The organism is Paenibacillus sp. FSL R7-0048 (genome assembly GCF_038004505.1).
Lineage (GTDB): Bacteria > Bacillota > Bacilli > Paenibacillales > Paenibacillaceae > Paenibacillus_AQ > Paenibacillus_AQ odorifer.
Genome location: NZ_JBBORF010000001.1, coordinates 391,455 through 417,810, shown reverse-complemented (window position 1 = coordinate 417,810; position 26,356 = coordinate 391,455). Strand labels below are relative to the sequence as shown.

The following is a 26,356-nucleotide window of genomic DNA, read 5'->3' as shown; positions in this document are numbered from 1 at the left end:
CCACCTTGAGATGAGGGCTGTGTATCCACTGCTATATTCCGTAACGCTTCTGCGGTTCCAAAAGCTCCACCACTTCCTGCTTCGGAACAGGTCTGCTAACCAGATATCCCTGTACCTTATCGCAGCCCGATTTTCTGAGGAAATCCAGCTGGCTGATCTCTTCCACTCCCTCCGCAACGACCTCCAGCCCCATATTGTGGCCCAGCTGTATAATGGTCTGCACAAAAGACTGGCTGTAAGCTTTTTCCGAAAGCGAATCGATAAAGGTTTTATCCATTTTAAGCGTAGAAATCGGCAATTGCTGCAAATAACTAAGAGATGAGTATCCCGTTCCGAAATCATCCAGCGCAATACGAATGCCTTGGGATTTGAGGAATTGAAGCTTATTCACGATACTCTCAAACGATTCCATAAAAATAGACTCGGTGATTTCCAGTTCAAGACAACTAGGCTTTAGCCCACTTTCAGCCAGACTTTCCTGCACCATCTCGACGAAATCATCCTGCAATAGTTGAATAATGGAAATGTTAACTGATATCTTGTAAGGAATGCCCATACGATCTTGAATGCCCTTCATAAAGATGCACGATTCCCTAAGCACCCATTCTCCAATATAAATAATCAGCCTGGAATCCTCGGCGATTTTGATAAAGGAAAGTGGAGATACAAAGCCCAGCGTTGGACTATTCCAGCGAATTAAAGCCTCAAAACCAGAGATTAATCCAGACTGGATATCCACCTGCGGTTGATAATATAACTCAAACTCATTATTATTCATGGCACTGCGCAAATGTTTCTCTATATTCATCCGTTCATTAAACGCAGTATGCATGGATTTGTCATATACCACATAAGTCCCCTTGCCATCCTCTTTTGCCCGGTACATAGCGACATCCGCATTTTTCAAGATTTGCTCGGTGGTCTCCCCATCTTCCGGATAAAAGGAAATTCCAATGCTTACGGAAACGTACAAATAACTCTCTCCGATTAAAAAGGACTGCCTGAACGCTCTCATGATACGCTCCGCCAGGTCTAGCACATCCTCGTGGTTTTCTATATCCTTAATAAAAATCACGAATTCATCCCCGCCGAGCCGAGAGAGCATATCTCCTTCCCGCACCACCGACTGCAGCCTTTTGCTAGCCTTCTGAATAAGAACATCACCGGATTTATGCCCTAAGGTATCATTGATGTATTTAAAATTATCGGTATCTACGAACAACAGCGCCGCCTTGCCTCCTGAACATTGCAGATATTTCTCCATAGATTCCAGTAGACATACACGGTTGGGTAGATTACTAAGCTCATCCACATAAGCTAGACGATGCATGTGTTTTTGATTCTCCACCAGCATATCGTATTGCTCTACAAGCTCCTGCTGTGTGGCTGTAAGCTGTTCATAGGTTGCCTCAAGCTCCTGATAACTGTTGCTCAGCTTTAGCTCTACCTGCTTCCGCTTACTAATATCAATCAGCGAACCGATAAATAACACAACTTCATTCTTTGGATCAACGATAGCTTTACCACTTACCTCAAACCAGACGAACTGATTATCTTTTGTCCGCATGCGGTATTCCGTCTCGTAGATAGGTGTTAAACCTGCCAGATGATCATGTCTTGCCTTTTGGGATGATGGCTGGTCATCGGGATGAATAATACTAAGCACCCCATTTTCGAAAGAATTGATTTCATCCTCCGTATAGCCCATGAGCTTGTACCAGCGATCCGATAGATTATACAGTCCTGTCTCCCAATCAAGCTCCCACATGTATGCACCAGAACCCTCTGTCGCGAGACTGAACCGTCGTTCACCTACTTGCAGCTTAGCAAATTGCTCCTGTAGCTCGACCTCTGTCGCTGACAGCTCTTCGTAAGTAGCTTCCAGTTCCTCATAACTTTGCTGAAGCCTTAGCTCATTTTGTTTGCGCTCATCGATATCCACTCCTACAAGCACAAAAATATCAGCTGCCTGCTTATCCAATCCTTTCAACAAGGTGGTCCGAAATGAAAAATACCGCGCTGCTGGCGAATTGTCCGGAAGTTTATGCTCGATATTATCAACATAGTCAAGCTGTACGGCCCTTTCCAGCAGATTCCGAATAGCCGCCGTACTGCCTGTCAGCCCCTCTATATCCTCAATGTTTTTGCCCACTACTTCATTCTCGCATAGGCCCGTCATTCGCTCAGCGTAATTGTTAAACCGAACTACCTTTTTATCCGCCTGCACAGCCCAAACTACCATACCGCTATGCTCTATTACATCCTCAAAAAATTGCTGTTCCGAATAAACCGCCCGCCGTAAGTGATTAATATACATTTTTAGCAAAACCGCACTAATGATCAGAAGGCCGAGCAGAATAATGGCTCCCACAATAAATCTATTGCGCATCATAACTTTATAATAATCCGAATGAACGAAGAAATAGTGCTGATACAGCTCTTCAAAAGCACCTGAACGATGCAGGCGATCCAATCTCTCGTTAACATAAGTCACTAGCTCCGGAGAGGATTTACTTATTGCAAAAGCGACATCCCTAGGGTAGAGATTGCTCATTTTTTTGATAATACTCCCCTTCAATTTCTGCTCTGCAATCAGATAATCAATCACTTCCTGATTCTCAAATAGAAGGTCGATTTCCCCATTTTCTAAAGCCTTCAAAGCTTCAGGAGTCGTTGCATATTCTATGTAATTTGTAATCCCCACCTTGCTGTTCAGCACGGTTGCAGAATACTGCCCATTCCCTAACCCAATCTTATAACTTCCCAACGTCTTTAAATCGATCTCATCCTCAAGCTCTCGCCTTGCATAGATGGAAATATAATTCTTAATAACTGGATCTGAAAATAACACCTCTTGGTTACGCGACTCCGTAATTGCCATAAGACCTGCTATCTCAATATCTCCTTGAATCAGCCGACTGTATACTTCATCCCATTGCCCAGTACTGTAGTGAATAAGGTAATCCTGCTTCTCAAAAATCATCGTGCTCAAATTAATATCAAACCCGGTCAAATACCCATTTTCTACATATTTATAAGGTGGATATTCCAGTTCTACTTGGTACCTTATATCCTCTCTTTCGGCGTGAGCGGCTGTAGGAGGTACGAGCAAAAGCAGAAAAATAATCAGAAGCAACATTGTGCACCGCTTCATTGCCCAATTCCCCTTTTTGCTAAAATTTAGAATTTAAAGCATTATTCTAAAAAGTATTCGACAAAATATGGTAAGATTCCTGCTAATTCTTTCCTAAAACCACACATTATACGCAAATCCCCATCTTTCGATGGACTCTTTTATTTGTAAATGATAAAAGTTACGAAGTCTTGATTTTTATATTGCTTTTTACATAGAAAATGTGGATAATAGCAATAACGATAAACGTTGATAATGATTATCATTATTATAAGCGTTAATAATTTCAATTTACTATATTTAAGTTAAAAGGAGACTGATCACCCATGAACGTTACCTCTACCCGAACAACATTACAGGTTGACGATTATCTGGATCTGCTCAATCTTGCCGTTAAAGTTGGAGATTTGAAATGGCAAAAAGAAATTAAATCCAGATTGCAATACATTCTCTGTCTGCCGACAAGATAATGCTTCCGAGTATACGCCGTGTTCCCTTATTTGGGGGCATGGCTTTTTTTGTTGGTATGCAGACATAACTATATAATAATTGGAGTATCTCCAGGTCACCTGATGGTTAATGATATAGTATAATTATCAGCATAATATATTGAATAAAAAGTCCTTCAGATCGGAGCGTGTCAGCTTGAAAAAGTATATAGCTTTATTCTTAATGCTCAGCCTGTTATGGGTACCTGGTGCATACGCCGCTGGAATTCCTGCACAGCAGGGATTTGTTACCGATAACGCTGAAATGTTCAGTTCCGCAGAAGCCGTGTCTATTTCTGCTACCGCTACTGGAGAACTCATGACCATCCATGTACTCACTGTAGATTCCACAGACGGTACTCCAGCTGATAAGTATGCAGACAAGGTTTACGACTCGTGGAAACTGTCCACGCGGGATCTTCTACTGCTGATCTCCGCTGGTGACCAGTCCATTGAGCTAAATTTCTTAAATCCAGGCTTTCAAAGCTCGTTAAATACTTGGTCTAAGAATCAGGGAGGGTCCTCGGGAAGTTCAGCCATCCAAAAACTGCTCGACACCTATTTCATTCCTTATGCCAAAAAAGGGGACTTCGCTGGCGGGACAAAGGCTTTGATTAATGCCATCCATTCCATCGGAGATCGTGCCGGCAATACTGGAGGAACCGCAGGAAGCGGGAGCGCAGCCGGGGTCGGGAATGATGTAAACCGCTCCAGCAGCTCCATGTTTATAATTGCAGCGATTCTTATCGGAGCCCTTCTAATCCTCCTTCTACTCTTTGTAATGGTTACAGGTCTGCGTCGACGCAAGCAGCTTAGCGAGCAACAGAAACAGTTATCTAATTTAATGGTCCAGGCAAATCGGGCACTGGAATCGCTAAACCCTTTTCAAGGGATCGTTCAAGGGAAGACGGGAGAGCTAGTCGAAGGTATTTCCAAGCGGCTGTCCGCCAAGCTCGTTGAAATCTCCGCACTACAAAGCGAAGGTCAAGGCGTTCAGCCAGCATTTTATCGTTTGGCTGCCCTCAAGACAGCCGTGAAACAATTGCAGCAGACCGAAGCTGCCTTCCGCACAGCGCTTGAAGAGGAAGAGAAACACATTGCTGTCATTAGCGAAGCTGACCGCAATGTCAAACAGCGTATTACAGAGCTGAAAGAGGATACGCCAGAGCTTGAAGAACAGCTGCAAGGTGCAGTTAAAGAAACCGGATATGAGCTTCAAGAAATTGTAGAGGAACTTAAGGAGCTTGCGGAGGAAACTGCTAAGGCAGACCAATTGGAGCTTTTTGATCCCATTGCTGCACAAGAGGTTACCGAGGATGCACAGGAACGTCAGGAAAAAATCGAACAGGATCTGAAGGATGTTGATCTCTATGATGATAAGCTAAACAAATTTCCTACGGTATTAGCTGCGGCACGTGCCAAAATCACCGGGATCATTGAACAGAATTCACTGCACAATATGAAGGTTAAGCCATATGACCACCTGGAGCAGGCCCGCGTAGAATCGTTGACTCTTGAAGCACCGCTGCGTATAGGAGATATGGATGAGGTGCGCAGAATCGGCGCCAGTCTAGATCTGCTTCTGGATGAAGCTGTTGCTATGACAGAGCAGCAAGCACTGCTGCGGCAGAATAACCGCAGAGATCTAGAGACATTCCGCACCACATGGAGCCACTTGAAGCAGCGGCGAGACGAGCTGCAGGCCCGAATTACAGAAGCACGTGTACATTTCGAAGAACAGCATATAGTTAGCGTAGAGAACATTCTGACGGAGTGGAGCACACATCTTCGGGAAGGTGCAGGTGAAGTGGCGCAAATTGAGAACTGGACCAGTGATGAACGGGGCGAATATGACAAGGCCCACGATGCGCTGGAGCGCTTGCTGTCCTTGCAGGATGAAGCTGGCCGGCAATATGACGGCGTCTCTGAAAGTCTAAATGCATTAAATGAAAGACTGGATAAAGTACAACGTCTCTTCTCCGAAGGACAAAGCCGGGTAGAGACGACCCAGCGAATGCTGCACAGCAGAGGCTTATCTTCCAGAATCCGCTTTGAGTTATCCTTACTGCCGGAATATAGCCAGTTGGAGCAACGGTTGTCATCCCGGCCTTACAACCTGGAGGAACTGGAATCGATTGGCCGCGCTTATGACGCTCAGATCACTTCCTTTGTGAATGAAGCGAACCGAATCGTTCGCCAAAAAGAAGAGGAAGAACGGCTTGCCCAGCTAGCCATGATGAGAGAGCAACAGCGGCGTGCGCAAGCCCGTAAACGGATGTCCTCTGGTCCTCCTTCTTCAGGCGGATTCGGTGGGGGACGTTCCTCCGGCGGCTCTTCCTGGGGTGGTGGCGGCAGTGGCGGCAAATCCTCCGGCGGCTCTTCTTGGGGCGGTGGCGGCGGCAAATCCGGTGGAAATTCATCGGGTGGCTCTAAGTGGTAATTCCTCACCATTAGATGCAAATGGATATACAAAAAGACTCTTTCGCTTATATGGGCGGAAGAGTCTTTTTAATTATGAATTATTGCTGTTTCATTTGTGGTATGAATGTGCCATCGGAAGATAAATTGTAACGGCCGTGCCTACTCCCTCTTCACTAGCTATTGCCACATATCCTCTGTGGGCAGTCACGATTTTTTTGACAATCATGAAGCCAAGTCCATTTCCATCGCCTCTGGTCGTGTGAAAAGGCTCTCCTAATTTCTCCAGAACTTCCTTATTCATACCCTCTCCATTATCGGTGAAGGTAATCACCTGGAATTCATCCTTCACATCAAGAGTCACTGTAATGCTCCCGCCAAAAGGCAAAGCTTCCATTGAATTTCTTAGGATATTGAGGAAAATCTGCTTAATCTGATTGCGGTCACATTCGATCTCAGCATCATAATGGATCTTTGTATTTAACGCTATATTATTCATTTCCACCTGAATCGCGAAGATATTCAATACTTCCAGCAGGATCGTGCTACATTGTTCAGTCATATAATGCGCAGCCTGCGGTTTACCCAGAATAAGAAACTCGCTCACAATGAGATTCATTCTTTCCACTTCTGACATAATGAGATCATAATGCAGCAGACGTGAATCTTTATTAGCCAGTTGAAGCATCCCTTTCACCGTAGTCAGGGGATTGCGGATCTCATGTGCAATGCTCATGGCCAGTTGTCCTGCGACCACTAGCTTTTCTGTATTGCGCAGCACTTCTTCCGTTCTTTTCATCTCCGTGATGTTGCGCAAACTTCCAATCACACGCGCTAAGTAACCATTCGCATCGTAAACGGGTAGTACATCTAACATATAATGCTCGAACAACCCGTTTTTCTCCTGAATCACTTCTAACCCAGCACATGCGACATGATGTATGATGACATGTTGAAAGTATGCGCCCACATTCCTAATTTCAAAGACACTAGTTCCAACAACAGACTCTTGATGCTCACCACCCAAATGAAGCATGGCTAAACCGTTCTCATTTATATTCACGACTGTTCCGAATTGATCTGTTATGATTACCCCTAAGTAATTGGTCTCTAGCAAAATCCGATTTAATAATTGCAGCTGAGAATTCCCTCTCCGCAACAAAATCTCACGTTCAATCGAGTCAGCCATCGTACAGAGCAGAGGCAGCAAATGGGGATGGGCTACATCTATATCTGCCATAAATGAAATTGTACCTAAAATCTCTTGTCCATTTTCTTTATAAAATGGAGCTGTACAGCATACTAAATGATGCAAAATATGATGGAAATGGTCTCGTCCTGTCAGCTGGAATGGCCTCTGATATTCAAGGGCTAAAGCGATTGAATTGGTACCCACTTCTTTGTTCATCTGCACGCCTTCTTTGATGCCTACCTGTCCTACGAGATCAATAATCGTCGCATCTCCTTGGAACGCCAATAGATAACCTGCATCATCCGAAATCGTAACTAGGATCGGGTTCCCTTTGACTGAGGAAAGAAATTTTTTGACAAAAAATTCGATAACCTCAATCACTTCACTATATGCGCTAAGCTGTGCCCCCAATTCATCAGTAGAATATCCCTTTGCAAAGACAGGCGGTTGCTCAGGATCAATTCCTTGGTCAATACAATGCTGATTGGAAGCCTTAATAATGGTCTCATCCGTCAGTATCCCTGTTGTCTCATCCAAAGCCCTTACCCCATTCTGTATGAATCTTCAATTTTGCATTGCATAATTATGTATTCTACCTCTCTTCCTCTAATCCTTTTCAATCCTTAAAAATCAAATAATCCCAATGTTAAAAAATAACTTTCTGCACAAAAAAACTCCAACCCTATAAAAGAGCGAAGTTTTGGAGGATTATTATTTTCTATTTTTCTGTTAATGCTTAGTGTCATCCAAAAAAGGTTTATTTACATAATAATACATTACCCCCATCAGTACGCCACCGCCAATTAAATTGCCGATCGTAACGGGGACAAGGTTATGCACCACGCCATACCACGATACCGTTCCGGGATGATCAAGTACAAGCGCAATCGCAAAGGTACACATATTGGCAATACTATGTTCATAGCCGGAGATGAAAAAACAGAATACGAATAAGACCATGGCGAACATTTTGGCCCCATCGCCTTTCATATTCATCGGTATAAAAAAAGCCATACAAACGAGCCAGTTACAAAGAATAGCCCGAAAGAAAAGCTGACCTGCCGGGGCTTCCATCTTATGCTCCACTACATATAGCAAAAAACCGTTTACATCTGAGCTATAGAACAGTCCTGTCAAAAAAATCAGCAAGGCAAAAACGGCAGCCCCAAGAATATTACCGATATAACTCATGATCCACATGCGCACAACCTCGGACCATTTCATTTTCCGTCTTAGTGCCGTGTATGTGTAATAAAAAGTATCTCCGGTGAATAAATCCCCGCCACCAAAAGAAATTAGAATAATAGCCGCTCCGAAAGTAATCGCAGCCATTGGATATGCAAAGGGGGATTGCTCCATAAAGAAATAGTTGCCTGTCTTAAATGCTACAATTACACCGAATCCGATAAACATACTGGCCAGCATGGCTCTGGCAATATAGCGCATTACGCTTTGCCGGAATATCTTCTGTTTCTTAAGTGCTAATTGTTCAACCTGAAGCAGTGCCTCGTTCTCCATGTGACCTCCTTAGGGATTTTGGTATTTCCAGCTGATTATGGGCTAATCGACAGCCTTGCGTTATTATACCCAATAACCCGCTGGAAATTACTTGAACCAACTCGCGACAAAAAATCCCTGAATACTTACGGGGAAGCGAAGCTACCTCTTGCTAATTATCTTCATTCATTTTAGCAATGGCTTCTGCTTTTTCACTGCTGGCGACGATGATAAGCACGAGTATCAAACAGCCTAAAACCATAGCCTATTCCCACTTCCTCCACATGTAGTCTTGTGACAACTTATGTATGTGGATAGGGCTTTATGTTTGGCTACAGCAAACTTCATTTGATTAGACCAAAAAAAGCAGAGCAGCGAACCCCCAGAAATGAAGGCTCACTGCTCTGCTATATTTTTACAGACTTTTTTTAAAATAATTAGTTCAAGAAGCTACTCAGTTGGCTCTCTGCTTCACCTTGTTTCAGCGCCTCAGGCTTGTCCGCTTCATTGAGTCCTAGACGATTGCCCAGTTGAGTATTGATCGTCGTCATTTTGGATGTATAATCCTGGCAGCTCTCGATAATACGACGGTTTGACTGTTCTGAAGTATCCAATGCGCTAAGCAGATCGCCGATCGCTTGATTCACGGCTTCCATAGACATGGAAGGTTTGGATAGAAGCTCAGTCGTTTTTTCTGTAGTCGTACGCAGCAAGCGTGCATTTTCTTTAAACTGATCTTCAATCGTCTTATTTGTTGCTTCTACAGCGTTGATAACATTCTCCTGATCGGCCAGCGACATCGCAATCATTGCCGACACTGTAATCAGATTAGAAGTTTTATCAATCGCATTATTTACGGAATCGATCAGTTTATCATTATTGTCATTGATGATATCTGTAGCAGCAATCGCTTGATTGTAGAGCAGAATCATCTCTGTCATGGACTGAATACGAACCATCACTTTACGCAGACCACGCTCCAGATAAGCTTTACGGAACTCATTCTCAGGCTTCGCAATCTCCACCTCGAACAGCTCTTTTAGCTTATTGCCGAAGGCAATTTTGGTTTGAAGGTTATAGATCTCCTCCATAGAGGTACGTTTCAGCTGGCGCATATTTACAATACTCTCTTCGAGGGTATCTCTGCCGTCGCGTAGACCAGTAACAATCGCATCAATATTTGTGCGGACAGACTGATATTTGTACACATAGTTCTTCATCGGACTCTTCCGCAGCATTTTGCCGAAAAAGCTAACATTCTTACTCTGTTGCAGATTTTCACACTCATTCCGCAGCTTCATAATCATGTTAGGCACTTCAACACGCTTACCGGACATCAGGTCATTTACCGGACGATCCAGCAGCTTGAGCGTTTGGCCTGCTTTTTCCTGCGTCTTCACCCCAAGCTTCCCGATATCATCCATTAAAGAATCCAACGTGACTGTATCTGTCTGGGATACCTTCTCGATCAATTGTGCGGCTTCTTCGACTACCTTTTGTTCATCTTCTTTTTTTAATTGGATCAACTGCGTGGACATGGGTTTCCCTCCTATAATTCGGAACTGCTATACCGCTGATGAATCAGTTCCGCCTTCGTCTGAAGTTCCATCAGGTCTTTATGTTCGATCGTCGAAGCAATATCCGATATTTTGGAATCAACATCTCTTAGACCGTTCAGCAGCGTTCTCCGATTCTTCGTCTTCGCTTCACCACTTAGGCGCAAAAATGGGTTAATCACACCATTTAAATCCTTCAGAATCAATCTGCGGACCGTATGATTAATATCGCCATTATTGAGCTCCTGCAGCAGCGGAATTACACGTTGAAGTCTCGCAAAAAGCGCCAGTGATTTCTCGACAATTTCATTGTCCAGTGTATCCTTCTGCCCCTCGGAGATAATCATATCTTCCAAAATGCTAAGGTACTCAACTACTGGAGCAAATTCCGGTCCAATCTTCGTTGGTTCGGCCTCAGTTCTACCACTATTGCCCGGATTACCTGGTGCAGCATTATTTGCCACACTAGGTAATTGCGGAGCATTTGCAGAGGGAGCTGGAGCAACAGGCAACGTCTCTGGACCTGCTGGCAGCACCTCAGCCGGAAGGTTGGTTCTTGGACTTCTCGTTGCAAGAACCCCTACCGCTGCACCCGCTACAGGCAACAGCAAGGAGAGTAACTCAGGCAAAAAAGAACTCGTTAATACAGCGACAACATAGCCAATACCGGCATACAGCAATATTTTCGATTTAAATTTAATTTTTCTCACCTCTTGTGAGCGAGATTGCGAACGCTCAATTCACGGGATCCGGAATTACGGATTCGCCGTTTATTTTCATAATTAGCGGCTGCTCTACATGGCTGGCAAGCACATTATCGCCGAACTCCGCAGGCTGGACCTCTCCGCCGAGTGCACTTTTGACAGCCAGGTATGGAAAGTTAATTCCAGACAGACAAGAAATATGAAGACCTCCAGACATCCGGGGGTTAATCTCCAGCAGTTTAGGAATTCCACCACTATACTTCATTTGAATATTGAAATTGAAAGGTATTTTATATACCTCTGCTACCCGGGAAGCGATCTCCTCCAGCTCCGGAATATGCTCCATCAGCCGCAGACGACCGCCAGCTTTACGACGGGGTACAGCCGCTAACAGCCTGCCATTCTCATCTGACAAGCAATCTATACTGTATTCATAACCTTCCAGCAATTCCATCACCATAAGTTCAGGGAATGTAGGTTCACTTCCCAGAATACGATAGGCCTCATCGAAGGATATCAGCGGAGTTACATGACCAAACAGCTCCTGTAAAGGACTACGTGTGTTATCAATGATACGGAAGCCAAGGCCTCCCTCTGTCTCCGTGGGTTTAAAGCATACGTGGTGTCCTTTGGCTACAAGATCATGATAAGCCTCTTTGAACTGCTCTGCTGTACTCACCACATGATAATCAGGAATTGTCATAATCCCTGTTTCCTTAACACTTTCGTAGAACTTCCCCTTATCCATGATGGTCTCCAATAAGTCCAAATCTCTACAGACTAGAACCTTGGTGCCAATCGCATCAAACATAGCAGCATGCAAAGCTATATCCAGCATATGTAACCGTGGAATGAAGATATCGATCTCATTGCGGCGACAGAAATCCACGCAGAATTGAACATATTCTATTCCAGTCAGTGCTGGTTCAGTCCCAGCAACATCAGCACCTTGAAGGGACATATGGTGAATATCAGGATGCGTGGCGAAGATTTGTACAGGAACGCCATCCTCATTATTGCGGATGAGATTCATATAATGGTAAGCGACGGAAAACCAGCGATTGAAATAAATGTTTACCTTTTTCATAGTGGCCCAACTCCCAATACGGTTAAGTTATTATAGATCATGTTTACATACTGTAGAATTTCATCACCAGCAAAAACACCCGCTTGCTTCGTAAAGGGATACCTTGATTTTACAAGACCACTCTGCTGCTCTGCAAATATTTCTCCATGACAAGGAGCAATCGCATAGTCCGCACTTTCTAGTAAACTCTTATCCAACAAGGAATCTCCCGATGCTACCATCGGTTCTGAACGAACCGTCCGGCGCACATGAACAATCGCATCACTTTTATTCACAGCGGCAGGAACGACATATAGCTTGCGCCCTTGTAAGGATACCCGCCAGCCCAAATCATATAATCGCTCTGCCAGATTCGTGATCTCATCCATAGGTAATAAATCACGAACTACTACAAAAGTATAAAATAAATCATCACAATACCGCTCACTAATGATCCATTCCTCGTGCACTACAGACCAAACGTGCATTCTAACTTCTTCTGCCGCAGCCGATTCATTTTGAACAAGCCTGCCCACAGAAGCTCTCCAGCTTTTATCTACTTCGCCACCAATCAGAATATTCCCGCCATTACTAGTAATCGCGTAGTCTGGAATAATCGTGTCTTGAAACAGATTAATACGCTTATACTGCGCTATGGTACGTGTTGTAACGGGCATAAAGATAATACGGGAAGTAAGCTCCATCAGATCAGCCAATGCTTTTTGCGAAATGTATGAAACCGTCTTACCATCCACAACCTCCGCAGGAACCAGGCCCGGAGTATTCTCCGGGACACCGATTGCATTTAAGGAATAGATTAACGTTCGGTCCAAATCACTGGCATAGATCATTCCGTCTCACCTCTCAGCGGCTTAATAATCCCGCAACAGGAGTAGGTGAGTCCAGGGAATACTTCTACTGGAACCCCTCTATCCTCTGCTAAGAGAATAATATGACGAAGATTTGGATTATCCATAGTATCGACAAGAATCTTCCACGGTACTCTGCGCAGCAGCACTCGGGTAGTTTCTCCGACTCCGGGCTTGACCAAATTGATGTTATCTATGCCGAACACTTCTTGAATACTCTGAATATCACGCAGGCCCTGCCATGTAATTTCTGGCGGCGATTGCTGCATCTGTTCAGCAATCGCTTGTGCTTTTTCCGCAACGGAGGAGAAATACGGGCAGATCGCCGCAATGAATACATTGGATACATCCGTATCGAGCCATTCCTTGTAGAATTTAGCCCCATGGAATTCTTCCGGACCGATTAAATCATCGCGCAGCACTGTCCGGCTCATCAGTCCTGACACCGTAGAATTGAGGCATGCACTAGGAATAAGATAATCCTCTCTAGTCCCGAACGTGCCTGAACAGTTCCCGGGATCAGCCAATACGGCCAGGTCATCATTTAGCCGAATGCCATATTTCTCATACAGGCTGTTGCACGCTTCAATCAATACCTGGCGAATAGCCCCTTTCCCCGTCCATCCGTCGACAAACTGCAAATCAGCGTCAAGCCCGTGCTTTTGCAGAATATAAAGGATTGCGTTCTCATCAATCCCCTTGCCCCGAATGATAGAGATACTATAATGCGGCAGATCAGCACCATATCGCTCTTGGATATAACGCTTAATCAGTACACCAATTGGCGTTCCCGCTCTTGCCAAAGAGACTAACACCGTATCAAGTCCCCTTTGAGCGACAATCATCTCAGAGACTACCGCTACTGCTAGAGCGACCTTCTCCGCAGATTGCTCCAGCGTCTCGTGAAATAACTCAATATACTGCTCAGTAGGCTGATATTCCACGGGCAGCATCTCAGAGTAGTGTACACCTGATTGAATGGCGGCCTCTCTTTCGTCAGTCGCCCGCTCCAGTGAAACATCGCTCAGATCCTTAAGCAAAAATATAACATCTGACGGAGAATAGCTGCCTAGCGGGACCGGTTCGGCTATACTTCTGTTTAGAATTTTTTCAGTTACTGTTCCCTTCATAGGTAGGGCCTCCACTTCTTCTTTCCGAGGTCAGTACAATAAGATGCACTTTATGGCGGGCCAGTTTCTTCAGTATATCAAGCATAGGTTTCATACGCTCATGCGGTACATCACGCTCAATCAGCACAAATATATCATCGTATTGACCAGGAGCTATATTATAAATAAAGTTTGTGATTTCCGGATCACCAGCTGAAGGATACGCAGCAGCACTATGTACCCCATAATCCGACCGACGCTCAGGGTGGATTGGACTTCTAGTGGAAGACTGGTAAGCAATCCCTTCCCCCATTTCCGCCGCCACTCTCATCGGAAGATACATAAATTCTCCTACACCCATTACCAAGGCTTTCGGTCCTCTACGCAATTGCCGCAGCTGCTCAGCTATTCGTTTCACACCCTGATCAAGCTCCAGATTATCCTGTGACTCCATTCCGAACCGTCCACTATATTTCATATACGGCGCTGTGTTGATCTCACCATAGGAATCGATAGAGGATACCTCCAGTCGTTCCATTCCATCTTGAGCATAAGTAGTTACAACCTCACACTCAAAAATGGCCTCTCTATCCAGCTGCTCAGTATCCTTATTAAACACCGGTGAACCTATCACTTCAATATTCCCTTGCAGCAGACATAACGACTTAATGCGAATCCCCAGCTCCTGCTCAAGCTCACTATAGTGTTGAAGATTGCTGCCGCTTCTCCAATCCAGAAGAGAGACTACCACATATTCCTCCCGCGGGAATTTTGACTGAATATCTCGAATTGTATTGATCGCGGTTTTCCCGGTCGTAATCTCGTCATCTACCAATATAATGGGCTCTGTCCCAGATAAGAGTTCGGTATCCAAGGCATAACATAGATGATCAACTGCATGGGAATGCTCTTCTACAAAACTTACAACAGACTCCAAATCAGGAATATGCTCACGCGTAGTATGAATATAGGATGCCTGCTCAGCAAAGATGTTGTACACACTGTGACCCAGTGCAGTTGCCGTTTCTGCGAATCCAATAAAAACCACAGGCTTGGGCAAAACCAGCCGGGCCGCTAGTAAATGTTGATAGGCTTCCTTAGCAAATTCAGGATGAATCAGCCCATGAACCGCCATATCCAATAACTTTGTCATACGATCACTATCCACGGAATCGCCGTTCATCTCCTGATATAACAGCAGCGCCAACGCTGCTCCGCTTAGAAGTGAAGTATACGGATCGACGGGGATATGCTTGCCAAGCACCTTACTGACAAACAGAAAAGTTCGTTTTTTATTAATTCGCGCCGCCATAGAAAATAAAGAATCCAGAGGCATATGAAAGGGGTTAAAGGTTTCGGTTACATTCACTTGCAGGTTCTCGACTATGTTATACGTGCGTAAATTCGTTTTCGGGTAATAATCCGACAAAATGCTGTTGTTCATGTAACACCCCGTATATTTGAGATCGTAGTAAAATTCGTCTTGCCCAATTCAGATGGGGCTTAATTTCGTTCATTTTATTAAAATATTGACTCTTAAACACGCCCAGACTGCCATCATTACTTTCTACAATGCTTAAAGCGTCGACGTATTCCTCATGCATCACTGTATACATCGCCTGAACAGGTCTGAGATGAGAAGGATGGATAATCGTCTTACCCACAATTCCATTCTCTTTATCCAAAATAACCTCACGAATTAGCCCGTCCACACTGCTCGAGATATAGCTATTCCGCATATCACGGCCGTTTTTGCCGTAAGTATCCTCAAATGGCGTCTGCCGCAGCTGCGGCCGGAGAACTCGATGACCTTTATTCGCAAAATACTCCCAGACAGGTCCTGAGATCACATATCCCTCTTCAACCCGCCCAAACACATTGATAATGTCCGAGATACAGTCACGGATAGGAGTAAGATCATAAATACTAACATCAGGACTGCGACGCAGTCCGAACAGGCTGGAGAAATCCGTTGCCCCAATTCTGACGTTTAGGACAAGTTCACGGTAATTACGGAGTAAATCACGGATAGATAGCAGACTGTCCACTCGACTTTCCCGATAAATAATAGGTGCAGTTTCCAAGATTGGCATCCCGTAAAGCACAGGATCATTATAACCACGCGTATTGTTGTACTCAGCTAACGTTTCAAAATATTGAATTCCATTGTCCACAGAGAACTTAGGAAATACAAACCCTGTTAACATCGTTACCAAGGATCCCAAGCGGAAAATCATTTGCCGGAGTTGGTCCGGGTTACGTACTCGTATAAAAAGAAGCGGGAGGCTGTTCGATGAATCCAGCTCATTTTCTGCGTAAGCAGCTAGGTAAATAAGATGCTGGATAATAGACTCCTCTGCATTGTCAACCTGGTCATCTCCGATTGCGTCCTCCAGATCTATAATAACCGTCACTAGACCTGCATTCTTGAGCTTAATGATGTCTTCTGCAACACTTGCACGGGTAGCCGGCATATAGAGGGCAGCGCCGACAGCGTAGGCTAGCAGTTCCTTGTTCGTGGTATGATCAAATGAGATAGGCGGAGTGTAAAACAAAGAGATTTCTTGTTCTTTCGTCAGGTAATCGAAGTATCTCAAATCGGTTCCCCCTTATAGTTTTGCGAAGCCAAGCAAAACAAGCGTAGACCTCTCCTCATAGAGAGTGTCAGAACCGGCAATACTCTCCCTTGGGGATGGCATCTTGGCTCTCTCAAATATAAGTGAAGGCCTACGCTATAACATATACGATTACCTGAAAGAAGCAGGCGTTTCTATTCTTGCATGATCGGCTCCGACTTCTCTATGGTGCAATTACTTTTTTAATCATGCACTTTTATGGGCATCTTTTTTCTTACGTCTAGCACTATAGAGGATCGTACCCACGAATACCGCTATAAGGATTGTAAAGAATACGACATGCGGCAATTCAAAACCAAAAGCACCCGCTAGCATCTTACCCGCAATAATGGCGATAAGCAGGAACGCTGCCTGTTCCAATTCAGGGAATTTATCAATAAGCTTCAAGAATACCTGCGCCACTCCGCGCATCATCAGAACCCCTAAGATACCACCCATAAAGAGAACCCAAACCTGGTCGCTAAGTCCAAATGCTGCAATAACACTGTCAATACTGAAAGCAATATCCATTAATTCAACAAGGAGAACCGTCTTCCAAAAAGAAGTGCCTTTATTCTCCGTATGCTCTTCGCCACTGCCCTTAAATAAACCTTTATATGCGATATAAAAGAGATACAGTGCACCAAGAACCTTAACCAAAGTAAACTTAATAAGAAATGTCCCTAGTCCAATGGCCAGGAATCTGAACAAATAAGCCCCTAAGATACCGTAGAAAAGCGCCTTTTTCTGCTGCTCCTTAGGTAGATGCTTAACCATAACGGCAAGCACAAGCGCATTATCTGCAGAGAGCAAACCTTCTAGTAGAATTAAGCTCCCGATAATCCCCCAGCTCACAGGATCAGAGAGCGTGCCTACTACATCACTCCATGAGAAAAAATGCCCGTAATTCTCACTAATATTTCTAAAAAAATCTGCGAACCAATCCATTACACTTTGCGCCTCCGGTAAAATCGATTATTTGCTGCCCGCAACCCAGCGCAGCCCCCAGCCATAGGCTTCATCCATCTCACGATGACCACTGTAATATTGCACCAGCCGTTCAACACTAAATGTTTCATTGCTTACATTCCGGAATAACGCAATGGCACACATCCCTTTTCGGTTGTTATGCTCGTCCAAATTTACAATGATATCAGGTCCTCCGCCTTGTTTGATGGTGACAACCCCATCGGCCTCCGACCAGTTGGTTACCCCTTTATAAATAAAGGAAAACACTAGAATGCGTTCAATCTCGGAAATTTTGATACCATTTATACGCAAATTCTCACCAGTAGTTACGGAGCCTGTCCGATCATCCCCATCAAGCATGACATAAGGAGGTTGATTCAATGAGCCAAAGGCATTGCCCAACGCTTGTACCACTCCTTTACTGCCATTCTTCAGTTCATACAGACAAGCAAGATCTAGATCTACGCCATTTTTACGACTAAAGAGTCCGCCCTGCTTCTGGTTCCAGTTGAGATTAATCAACACTTCCCCTAAATCACCACTGGCTGATTTTTTCAAATTGATGGAATCGCCTTTTTTCTTCAGCTCGATTTTCTTCAAGTTGAGATTCATTGGCGAAGGCGGGGGTGTGGCTGGAGAGCTCTCTTCACGTTTCACTGGCTGCGCAGGCGGCGTTGCGAAGATTTGTGGTGGAATCTGCGGCTTAACCTCCGGCTGTGGAGCAGCAGGAGCAGGCTCCTCATTCGCTTCAATACCGAAGTTGCTGCATATCTCTTTCAAACCTCCGGCAAACCCCGCTGCAATGGCACTGAACTTCCATTCACTGTTATATCTATATAATTCCCCTACCACAATGGCCGTTTCCACGGAGAAAAGATTGTCGAGATCACATCGGAGCAGTTCCGCACCTGTCACTTGATTGAGAATCCGAAAATAGGCCTGACTAACTTGCCCAAAACTTTGACCCCTTTTCTCCCCATCATAAATGGTAAGTGTAAAGGCAATCTTCATCACATCGGAAGGAATCTTATCCAATTGAACTTCGAATTGCTTGCGGTCATTGAATCCTGGCACATCCTTATACCTAATATAAGATGTGGCTGGATTATTATAAAATATTAAATCCTCGTCTTTACTTACTTTACCCTCTGATCCAAGCAGGAAAGCAGAGCTATCAATCTCCAGAGCAGCCGGAGCACGCCAGCCGATCTCTACTATTATAGAATGAAGTCCAGCATTGCCTTTGGTCAGATCAGCTTTTTGCCCTTTGACTACGTTAACACTCATTCTTACGCCACCTTTATAAATGGAGTAAACCAACTAATAATTTTGTAAAAAAGAACCCCACAAAGTGGAGTCTGTACTGCTCTAAATATTTATAAAAAGGGCAGGATCGGTAATGACCCCGCCCACTTGGATGTTATTGCGCGTCCAGTCCATAGTTTCTGCATAAAGCGCTTAGACCGCCGGCAAAGCCACTTCCAATCGCCTGGAACTTCCAATCCGCACCATTGCGGTAGAACTCACAGAATACAACAGCTGTTTCAGTTGAAAAGTCTTCACCTAAGTCGAAGCGAAGCACTTCACGATCATTAGAAGCATCTACTACACGTACAAAAGCATTGGAAACCTGTCCAAAGTTTTGTGCCCGAGTTTCATAATCATAGATCGTTACCGTTATTCCGATGCGCTGAATATGAGCAGGGATTTTGCTGAAATCAACAACAATCTGCTCGTCATCTCCGTCACCCTCACCTGTACGGTTATCCCCCGTATGAGTCAAGGAACCTGCGCCACCCGAAGGATTGTTGTAGAATACAAAATCATCGGAGCCCTTGGCCTTACCATCTTCATGCAGTAAAAAGGCTGAGGCATCAAGGTCAAAATCTTGGCCGCCGCTATACTTATTAGTATCCCAGCCCAATCCTACTACTACCTTCGTCAAACCCGGATTAGTCTTGGTAAGATCAATCCGTTGTCCTTTAGAGAGACTGATCGTCACTGACAAAACCTTCTTTCATTTATGAATTCAATTCATCTTTAGCATGCAGAATGAAATTTATTGCAGGCCGTAGTCGCGAGTCAAACCGCTCAAGCCGTCTTTGTAGCCACTGCCGATAGCATTGAACTTCCATTCTGCACCGTTACGATACAATTCGCCTACAACAACACCAGTTTCAATAGAGAAATCCTCACCTAGGTCGAAACGAATCAATTCTTCATTGTTCAGATCGTTTACGATACGCACGTAGGAACGGGAGACTTGTCCAAAGTTTTGGCTTCTTGCTTCAGCATCATAAATTGTAATAGTAAAAGCTACTTTGTCTACATCAGCAGGGATGTTCTGAAGATCCACTTGAACCTGCTCATCATCACCATCGCCTTCACCTGTACGGTTATCTCCGGTATGAACAACAGAAGCATTCTCATTTTGCTTGTTATTGAAGAAAATGAAGTTGGTTTCTTTATCAACTTTACCACTAGCATTGGTCAAAAAGACGGATACGTCCAAATCGAAATCTTTTCCGCCGTCATATTTATTAGTGTCCCAACCAAGACCTACTGTGATTTTGGATAGACCTGGGTTTGTTTTCGTTAAATCGATTTTTTGACCTTTGGATAGATTAATTGCCATGATTACATACCTCTTTTCTTATATTTGGATTATACGTAGCGTTCTGCAAGTTGATTGATATGAGCGGCGTGGCTGCCTTCACCAATTGCAGCGAACTTCCATTCTCCACCTTGGCGGTAAAGCTCTCCACAAATAAGTGCCGTAAAACCTGTGTAGTTGTCTGACAAGTTGAATTTAATCAACTCACTATTCCCGGCAGCATTTATTACCCGAATATACGCTGATTTGATCATTCCAAAATCCTGTTTGCGATTCACCGCATCGTAAATGTTAACGACAACCAGAACCTTGTGAACATCGGCAGGAATGGCTTTCAAATTAACCATGATTTGCTCGTCATCTCCGTCGCCTTCACCCGTCAGATTATCTCCGGAATGAATGACCGAGTTGCAAGGACTTTGCTTGTTGTGGAAGCAGATCAGGTTACCCTTCTTAGTTAGCTTACCATCCTCATTTAATAGCAGTGCTGAGGCATCACAGTCGACATTCGCCTGTTTCTTGACTCCAAAGAATCCCCGCGAGGCTTCAATTGGATCCCAGCCTAAGCCCACAATTACATTGGACAAGCCCGCATTACCTTTAGTCAAATCAATCTTTTGACCTTTTACCAGATTAATTCCAGCCAAATCAACGTACCTCCGTTTCCGATAAAAATCATTATCTGTTAGTCTAGCTTTTAGGTGTTATATCAGTGATACGATAAAGAATAAATTACGTTTCAACGAACTTTTATCTATGACTTCACCTAATTTATAAACTGAATTCGCTAGGGTTTAATCCTAAGACACCACAAATATTCCGCACAACTGCTTTTTCATAATCATCAAAATCACCATCAGCTGATCCAATTGCCGAGCATACGCCCACGATCAGACGGCCCGCTTCTGGTTTGCCGCTAAACTTAGCGATCGCTTTCAAAGCTTCTTGTTTCCCTATTTCCGGAGAGAACTCGAAGTTACTAACATAATGGTTGAATTGAGCAATGACATCTCTCATGTCAAATACCTTCAATTCATTACTTAGATTTATATAGCCGACCATTTTATTCTTCTCTGCATCTTCTATTTTACCGTCAGCCGCAGCAACCAAAGCGCAGCCTGCAACTATCGCGTTCATGAAGTCTTTATTTTTGAATTTTTTCACTTGATCTGTTAGTCCGTTTTTGGTTGTGTTTAACCAGTTTTTAAATGTGCTCATCGTATTTCTCCCTCTATCACTGCAAGATTATGATAACAAAAGATATCCCCAGAGCCTCCTCTCCACGTTCCGACAGATTTTGCATATAAATCCCTGAATTAACCGTTACTCTTCTAATATACCTGATAAAATAACAAGATTCTACTTTCCACTAAATTACAGCACCTTTGATAGAAAGGATCGTGTCCGTTCTTGCATAGGATTTCCGAACAGCTGCTCCGGACTTCCTTCTTCCACAATCTCACCTTGTTCCATGAACAGCACCCGATCCCCCACCTCACGCGCAAAGCCCATTTCATGTGTCACCACGACCATCGTCATCCCCTCACGGGCCAGTTCCTTCATCACCGCCAGCACTTCCCCCACCATCTCCGGGTCAAGCGCTGAGGTTGGTTCGTCAAAGAGCATAATTTGGGGCTCCATAGCCAGCGCCCTTGCAATCGCTACCCGCTGAGCCTGACCCCCAGACAACGAGGCTGGATACATCTCTGCTTTTTCACTTAGACCTACTTTTCGCAGCAGCTCCAGCGCTTTTTGCCGCGCTTTATCCGGAGACCATTTACGCACCTGAACCGGCGCCAGCATAATGTTTTCTATAACCCTCATATGAGGAAATAGATTAAACTGCTGAAACACCATCCCAAGCTCTGTACGGATATCGTTAATCTTCGTACTCGCCGCCATCAAAGAAGTGCCTTCAATTACAATCTCGCCGGCCTGCGGCTGCTCCAGTAAATTAAGGCAACGCAAAAAGGTGGATTTACCCGATCCGGACGGTCCAATAACCACCACTACCTCCTGACTGAAAATATCGATACTTATGTCAGCCAGCACCGTATTTGTTCCAAATGATTTATGTAAGTTCCGTACTGTAATCATAGGCTCCATCCTATTTCAGCCTCCGTTCAACGTAATTCAGCAGCTTGCTAAGAGAATAGGTAAGAATGAAATAAATAAGTGCCGCTGTCAAATAAGGCTCCCATATCCGCAAATATTGCCCTTTCATCGTGTTGGTCCAATACATTATTTCCGGTGCAGCCACCAAAGCCAGAAGAGAGGAGTCTTTCACAAGCACAATAAACTCGTTACCAAAAGCCGGAACCATCCGTTTGATCGCTTGCGGTAAAATAATAAATCTCATCGCTTGCCGACTAGTCATCCCCAGTGAAATAGCCGCTTCCCGTTGCCCACGATCAACCGACTGAATGCCTGCCCGAAAAATCTCAGCCGAATAAGCAGCCGAATTAAGCGACAGAGCAACAAACGCAGTAATTAGAGCATTGGTTTTGCCGTAAAGCGGGGGAATCACTCCAAAGTGAACAATCAGAATCTGCACATACAGTGGTGTTCCTCGAAAAAAATTGATATATGAATGAAAAGGCCAGCGCAAATACCATTTTGGGGCCATTTTGCCAAATCCGATCCCCAGTCCCAAAATAGAGCCAAATAAAATAGAAACTACAGAAATACCGATAGTCAGCAGTGTCCCTTTTAAAAGGACGGGCAAATAATGAATGATAATGTCCATTCTAAAATCCATAGGACTCTCCCCTTCTCTTCTTTATGTCATCTCTCTTTAAAAAAATAAGCATGCGCAATAGCTATCATTACGCATGCTTATTAGGTTTTTTCCTTATTTTGCGTTCAATAAGCTATCCAGGTTAGGTTCTTCGCCGAACCAAGTTTTGTAGATTTCCGCGTACTTTCCGTTTTCCAATACCTTCTTAATAGCCGGATCCAGTTTCGCTTTTAACTCACTGCCCTTAGGGTAAAGAATGCCGTAATATTCCGCTCCGAAATTCTCCGTGTCTACAATCCCCACCAGCTTCTGCTTAGGATTGTTTTTCATGTACTCACGTACAATGGCAATATCCGCTACAACCGCATCGGCTCCGCCGCCATTCAGTTCCATCAATGCCACCGCATTGCTGTCAAAACGTTTCAAGTTAGGGTTGTCGACACCCATTATTCCGCTCATCAGGTCATCTGCAGTTGTGGCCCCTTGTATTGCAACTACTTTATCTTTAAGATCAAGTGCGTTTTTGATGTCGCTGCCTTCTTTAACCATAATCATATTGGTAGATTCGAAATAAGGGATGGAATAGTCATAGGTTTCTTTACGTTCATCCGTAATCGATACTGAAGATAGCCCTGCTTGATACTCCGTTCCCTGCTTCACACTTTGCAGCATCGTTTCCCAGCCTGTGTTCGTTACGTCATAGTCTATTCCCGCTTCTTCCATAACTGCCTTAATGAAATCGATGTCGAATCCTTTGATTTTATCCGTGTCCATATACTCCATAGGAGCGTAGCTGGCATCACTGGCAAACTTAATTTTCTCCGCTGAGGATTCGTTACCAGCTTTACTGTTATTTGCTCCACAACCTACCAATGCAACCACCACAAATGATATAAAAACTGACATTAAAACACGACTTTTTATTTTCATATCCCCACTCCCCCTATTTTTGGAAATAACTTAAAGAGATTTTAACAGATTAAAGGATTCATGACAATTAACTTTTCTAAACAATGTAAGGTTATATAACGCAATATTATTATTTTATACGTTTTATGCGTACATCACTCTCAAAAAAAATACCATCAAACAGAAAAAGGCACTGCCAGAGATTCTATTCTCTCTAGCAATGCCTTTAGCATATTTAACTTTAAACCTATTAAAGTGTGATATCTCCATCATAAGAACCGATCAATTTATACAGATCCGGCCGGCGGTCACGGAAGATTCCCCACTCGATCCGGCCAACTTCCAAAGCATCCAGATCGAATTCGCTTACCAGCACGGTTTGCTCCTCACGTCCAGCCTCAACGATTTTATTGCCCTGAGGACCTGCAATGAACGATGAACCGTAGAAATTAATGCTCGAATCCTCATCAATTTCCTCACCAATACGGTTGGAAGCCACGACTGGAATAAGATTCGCAGCTGCATGTCCAAGCATACAGGTCTGCCAATGATCCTTGGAATCGATCGATCCATCCTGCGGTTCAGACCCAATAGCCGTTGGATAGAACAGAATTTCTGCTCCCATCAGGCTCATTACTCTAGCCGCCTCTGGATACCATTGATCCCAGCAGATGCCTACACCAATCTTGGCATAACGAGTGTTCCATACCTTAAAGCCAGTATCTCCCGGATTAAAGTAGAACTTCTCTTCATAACCTGGGCCATCTGGAATATGACTCTTGCGGTATTTGCCCAGCACCGTTCCATCAGCATCAATTACAGCAAGTGAGTTGTAACGCGCGTAATTCTTTTTCTCATAAAAACTAATCGGCAGTACCACTTGCAGCTCCTTGGCTACTGCTTTGAAATGATTAATCGCCTTGTTATGCTCAAGCTCTGTTGCGTATGCGTAATAATCAGCTTTCTCTTTTTGACAGAAATACGGGGTCTCAAACAGCTCCTGGAGCAAAATAATTTGCGCACCCTGTGCTGCCGCTTCTCTGACCAATGTCTCGGCTTTGCTGATATTCTCCTCAATATTGCTGGAACAACTCATTTGTGTCGCAGCTACTTTTACATTTCTCAAGTATCTGTCCTCCTTGTATATAAATGTCCCTTTGGACGTCTAGTTTCCTTCAATTATAGCTGTGCAGGCATTTGCTGCGTAGTGCAGTGGACATTTCCGCCTTCGGTGATAACGGCCATTCCGTTAACTGTACGAATCTTGCGATCCGGGAACAAACCAGCCAGTACTTTCTCAGCAAGTGTATCCGTTTCTGTCGCGGTGCCCCCAAACACAGGCAAGATAATTCCGCCGTTCACGAAATAAAAGTTCAAATAACTGAGCGTCAGACGACTGCCGTCATGATCGACCCGTGGTGGCTGCTGAATCTTGATAATCTCCAGCTTACGCCCTTTGGCATCTGTAGCGTTCTCCAGAATACGCAGATTCTCTTGCGTAATCTCATAGTTCTCATCCTGCGGGTCCTCACAGACCTGGATAATAACTTTGCCTGGTGCAGCAAAACAAGCAATATTATCGACATGACCATCGGTTTCATCGCCACTAAGGCCACGTCTCAGCCAGATAATAGCTTCTGTACCTGTATAGTTCCGCACGTACTCTTCGATCTCTTCGCGCTTCAGCTCCGGGTTGCGGTTTAGGTTAAGCAGACACTCTTCTGTAGTAAGCAAAGTGCCTTCTCCATCCGTATGAATCGAGCCACCCTCCATCACAAGCGGTGCATCAAAACGGGTGATCTGCGCATGCTCCAGAATCTTCGGAGCCACTTCGTCATCCAGATCCCAAGGTGAATATTTACCGCCCCAAGCATTAAACTTCCAGTTCACACCTGCCATTTGTCCTTCTTTATTAACAATAAAGGTAGGTCCGTTATCACGCAGCCAAGCATCGCTATGCGCAATAGGCAGCAGCGTTACATTCGGTCCGCCGACCAAATGCTCTACCCGCTCCACATCCTCCGGGTTCACAATGACCGTGATTGGTTCAAACTCGGCGATGGCTGTGATAATGTCAGCATAACCTTGGCACACTGACTCGTGGTTATCCGGGAAACACATAGATTCCTGCACCGGCCAGGAGATAAAAGTACGTTCATGCTTGCCCCATTCCGGTGGCATTGTATAGTTCAAATCTTTAGGATTCATGTGTTAACTACCTTTACTAATATATTTGGAGCCAGTCCTACCCTTAAAACTCCTTCCTCATCATACAATAATATGTTCTAGTGCTCAATTCCCTGGGACATTAATAATGTTGGAAGGAATTTTTTTGTTCGCAGCCCCCATTTTACAGTTAAAAAATTTAAGTTTTCATCCGTAACAACGAAGCTAAATTTAATTATTTTAATATAAATCAGGATATCATTTAATAATTTTACTTATTTTAGTGATTCCATTTTCATTTCTAATGGATTTTA

At 44.2% G+C, this 26,356-nt stretch carries 23 protein-coding genes; 2 read left to right on the top strand and 21 right to left on the bottom strand.

What is annotated here, in order from left to right; all coding sequences use genetic code 11:
* Positions 1–31: 31 nt before the first annotated feature.
* Positions 32–3,154 (bottom strand): EAL domain-containing protein, encoded by a 3,123-nt coding sequence (locus NSQ91_RS01840; protein WP_076275967.1) that lies wholly within the window; start codon positions 3,152–3,154, stop codon positions 32–34.
* Positions 3,155–3,459: 305 nt separating this feature from the next.
* Here NSQ91_RS01840 and NSQ91_RS01835 point away from each other — a divergent pair, with 305 nt between their 5' ends.
* Both NSQ91_RS01835 and NSQ91_RS01830 read left to right on the top strand, forming a co-directional pair.
* A complete protein-coding gene (locus NSQ91_RS01835) occupies positions 3,460–3,603 on the top strand; it encodes a hypothetical protein (protein ID WP_167348483.1) in 144 nt (47 codons plus the stop codon).
* A 175-nt stretch (positions 3,604–3,778) separates the two neighbouring features.
* Positions 3,779–6,061 (top strand): TPM domain-containing protein, encoded by a 2,283-nt coding sequence (locus tag NSQ91_RS01830; RefSeq protein WP_076304762.1) that lies wholly within the window; start codon positions 3,779–3,781, stop codon positions 6,059–6,061.
* 90 nt (positions 6,062–6,151) lie between these two features.
* Here the strand turns inward: NSQ91_RS01830 and NSQ91_RS01825 are convergent, their stop codons facing one another.
* The 20 genes from NSQ91_RS01825 to NSQ91_RS01730 form a co-directional block, all read right to left on the bottom strand.
* Positions 6,152–7,768 (bottom strand): ATP-binding protein, encoded by a 1,617-nt coding sequence (locus tag NSQ91_RS01825; protein WP_076124686.1) that lies wholly within the window; start codon positions 7,766–7,768, stop codon positions 6,152–6,154.
* A 192-nt stretch (positions 7,769–7,960) separates the two neighbouring features.
* Positions 7,961–8,749, bottom strand: a complete 789-nt coding sequence (locus tag NSQ91_RS01820) for a formate/nitrite transporter family protein (protein ID WP_076124688.1) — start codon at positions 8,747–8,749, stop codon at positions 7,961–7,963.
* Between the two features lie 416 nt (positions 8,750–9,165).
* Positions 9,166–10,266 (bottom strand): toxic anion resistance protein, encoded by a 1,101-nt coding sequence (locus NSQ91_RS01815; RefSeq protein ID WP_036687432.1) that lies wholly within the window; start codon positions 10,264–10,266, stop codon positions 9,166–9,168.
* Between the two features lie 11 nt (positions 10,267–10,277).
* Complete coding sequence (locus tag NSQ91_RS01810; RefSeq protein ID WP_076304768.1) at positions 10,278–10,985, bottom strand: hypothetical protein; 708 nt, start codon at positions 10,983–10,985, stop codon at positions 10,278–10,280.
* 34 nt (positions 10,986–11,019) lie between these two features.
* Positions 11,020–12,075 carry an ATP-grasp domain-containing protein gene (locus NSQ91_RS01805; protein WP_076185601.1) on the bottom strand — a complete coding sequence of 352 codons (1,056 nt, stop codon included), beginning with the start codon at positions 12,073–12,075 and terminating at the stop codon, positions 11,020–11,022.
* Entirely contained in the window at positions 12,072–12,905 is an 834-nt protein-coding gene (locus NSQ91_RS01800; RefSeq protein WP_076304761.1) for a hydrolase, read from the bottom strand. Before NSQ91_RS01800 ends, NSQ91_RS01805 begins: the two co-directional genes overlap by 4 nt.
* Positions 12,902–14,053 (bottom strand): cysteine protease StiP family protein, encoded by a 1,152-nt coding sequence (locus NSQ91_RS01795; RefSeq protein WP_076304760.1) that lies wholly within the window; start codon positions 14,051–14,053, stop codon positions 12,902–12,904. Before NSQ91_RS01795 ends, NSQ91_RS01800 begins: the two co-directional genes overlap by 4 nt.
* Positions 14,034–15,476, bottom strand: a complete 1,443-nt coding sequence (locus tag NSQ91_RS01790; protein WP_081391898.1) for a phosphoribosyltransferase family protein — start codon at positions 15,474–15,476, stop codon at positions 14,034–14,036. The genes NSQ91_RS01795 and NSQ91_RS01790 overlap by 20 nt, the downstream gene beginning before the upstream one ends.
* Positions 15,421–16,629 carry an HpcH/HpaI aldolase/citrate lyase family protein gene (locus NSQ91_RS01785; RefSeq protein ID WP_232061116.1) on the bottom strand — a complete coding sequence of 403 codons (1,209 nt, stop codon included), beginning with the start codon at positions 16,627–16,629 and terminating at the stop codon, positions 15,421–15,423. The genes NSQ91_RS01790 and NSQ91_RS01785 overlap by 56 nt, the downstream gene beginning before the upstream one ends.
* Positions 16,630–16,854: 225 nt before the next feature.
* Positions 16,855–17,595, bottom strand: a complete 741-nt coding sequence (locus NSQ91_RS01780) for a TerC family protein (protein WP_036687425.1) — start codon at positions 17,593–17,595, stop codon at positions 16,855–16,857.
* Positions 17,596–17,622: 27 nt separating this feature from the next.
* Positions 17,623–18,903: a TerD family protein gene (locus NSQ91_RS01775; RefSeq protein ID WP_076304759.1), complete on the bottom strand. Its 1,281-nt coding sequence runs from the start codon at positions 18,901–18,903 to the stop codon at positions 17,623–17,625.
* 133 nt (positions 18,904–19,036) lie between these two features.
* Positions 19,037–19,618 (bottom strand): TerD family protein, encoded by a 582-nt coding sequence (locus NSQ91_RS01770; protein WP_036687422.1) that lies wholly within the window; start codon positions 19,616–19,618, stop codon positions 19,037–19,039.
* Between the two features lie 57 nt (positions 19,619–19,675).
* Positions 19,676–20,251 carry a TerD family protein gene (locus NSQ91_RS01765; RefSeq protein ID WP_036687420.1) on the bottom strand — a complete coding sequence of 192 codons (576 nt, stop codon included), beginning with the start codon at positions 20,249–20,251 and terminating at the stop codon, positions 19,676–19,678.
* Positions 20,252–20,280: 29 nt separating this feature from the next.
* A complete protein-coding gene (locus NSQ91_RS01760) occupies positions 20,281–20,877 on the bottom strand; it encodes a TerD family protein (RefSeq protein WP_076124695.1) in 597 nt (198 codons plus the stop codon).
* Positions 20,878–21,001: 124 nt separating this feature from the next.
* Positions 21,002–21,448, bottom strand: a complete 447-nt coding sequence (locus NSQ91_RS01755) for a tellurite resistance TerB family protein (protein WP_076185595.1) — start codon at positions 21,446–21,448, stop codon at positions 21,002–21,004.
* A 156-nt stretch (positions 21,449–21,604) separates the two neighbouring features.
* Positions 21,605–22,327 (bottom strand): amino acid ABC transporter ATP-binding protein, encoded by a 723-nt coding sequence (locus NSQ91_RS01750; RefSeq protein ID WP_076304766.1) that lies wholly within the window; start codon positions 22,325–22,327, stop codon positions 21,605–21,607.
* A gap of 10 nt (positions 22,328–22,337) precedes the next feature.
* Positions 22,338–22,988 (bottom strand): amino acid ABC transporter permease, encoded by a 651-nt coding sequence (locus NSQ91_RS01745; RefSeq protein WP_076124698.1) that lies wholly within the window; start codon positions 22,986–22,988, stop codon positions 22,338–22,340.
* Positions 22,989–23,081: 93 nt separating this feature from the next.
* Positions 23,082–23,897 (bottom strand): transporter substrate-binding domain-containing protein, encoded by an 816-nt coding sequence (locus tag NSQ91_RS01740; RefSeq protein ID WP_076275962.1) that lies wholly within the window; start codon positions 23,895–23,897, stop codon positions 23,082–23,084.
* Between the two features lie 229 nt (positions 23,898–24,126).
* Entirely contained in the window at positions 24,127–25,002 is an 876-nt protein-coding gene (gene aguB / locus NSQ91_RS01735; protein WP_076124702.1) for an N-carbamoylputrescine amidase, read from the bottom strand.
* Between the two features lie 53 nt (positions 25,003–25,055).
* Positions 25,056–26,084, bottom strand: a complete 1,029-nt coding sequence (locus NSQ91_RS01730) for an agmatine deiminase family protein (protein ID WP_076220272.1) — start codon at positions 26,082–26,084, stop codon at positions 25,056–25,058.
* Between the last annotated feature and the right edge of the window lie 272 nt (positions 26,085–26,356).